General features: G+C 68.0%; 1 protein-coding gene. It reads left to right on the top strand.

Features of this window, described 5'->3' with window-relative positions; all coding sequences use genetic code 11:
• Window positions 1–102 precede the first annotated feature (102 nt).
• On the top strand, window positions 103–1,340 hold a 1,238-nt coding region (locus tag ACGFYN_RS48180), incomplete at its 3' end, for an RNA-guided endonuclease InsQ/TnpB family protein (RefSeq protein WP_393872285.1).

Here is a 1,340-nt window from a genome sequence, read left to right on the forward strand (position 1 = left end):
CTCCCGCGTAGCGGGGCAATGGTCGGGATCTCGCCGCCAGGGCGAGACACCGTGCTCTGACCCGCGCGGGGCGTTGTCAGTGGCGGCAGGTAGCTTGCTCGCATGCACCTGCGGTACTCCTTGCGGATCGAGCCGACGCCGGGTCAGCGCATCGCGCTGGCTCGTACATTCGGCTGCGCCCGGGTGGTGTACAACGACGGGTTGGCCGCTCGAAAGTCCGCCTGGCTGGCGGACAGGTCGAAGATCCCGACGGGCGCTCTGGCCCGGCAGGTGATCACCGAGGCGAAGAAGACGCCGGAGCGGGCGTGGCTCGGTGAGGTGTCCGTGGACGCGCTCCAGTCCTCCCTGCGCGACCTGGACACGGCGTACGCGAACTTCTTCGCGTCGGTGTCGGGGAAGCGCAAGGGCCGCCGGATGGGTTGGCCGGTGGTCAAGAAGAAGTCCGACACCCGCCAGTCTGTGAGGTTCTCCAAGAACGGGTTCCGGCTGCGTGACAGCGGCCGGCTGAACCTGGCGAAGATCGGCGACGTACGGGTGCGCTGGTCGCGTCAGCTGCCCAGTGCCCCGTCGTCGGTGACCGTGGTCAAAAACCCGTCGGGCGGGTACTTCGCGAGCTTCGTCGTGGAGGTCGAGCCCGAGGCGCTGCCGGAAACAGGTGGCGAAGTCGGAATCGACCTCGGACTGACCCACTACGCCGTTCTCTCGGACGGGAAAGTGATCGACAACCCCCGCTTCCTGCACCGGGCCGAGGGCCGCCTGAAGAAGGCGCAGCAGAACCTGAGCCGGAAGACGAGGGGATCGAAGAACCGCGCGAAAGCGCGGCTGAAGGTCGCCCGCGCCCATGCGCGGGTAGTCGATGCGCGCAAGGACTGGTGCCACCAGACGGCTTCGAGACTGATCCGCGACAACCAAGCGGTCTACCTCGAAGACCTGGCGGTCTGCGGACTCGCGCGTACCCGCATGGCGAAGTCCGTTCACGATGCCGCATGGGGCATGTTCCGGCGTGTGCTGGGGGAGAAAGCCGCCCGGTACGGCCGCCATGTCGGCGTCGTTTCACGCTGGCTGCCCTCCTCCCAGACCTGCTCGGTGTGCTGGGTCGTGGACGGAAAGAAGCCGCTGCACGTGCGCACCTGGCGGTGCGAGGGCTGCGGTACTGAGCATGATCGTGACCTCAATGCGTCGCGTGTGATCCTCGCCGCCGGGCAGGCGGAGAGGCTAAACGCCCCTGGAGGGCCGGTCAGTCCTGGAGCGGAAATCCCGCGCCAGGCACGGCCCGTTGAACGGGGAACCCACCCGAAGCCCCAGCCGGTGGTCACCGGCCAGCAGGCGGGAATCTCCGT

It is taken from the genome of Streptomyces sp. NPDC048419 (genome assembly GCF_043200415.1).
Lineage (GTDB): Bacteria > Actinomycetota > Actinomycetes > Streptomycetales > Streptomycetaceae > Streptomyces.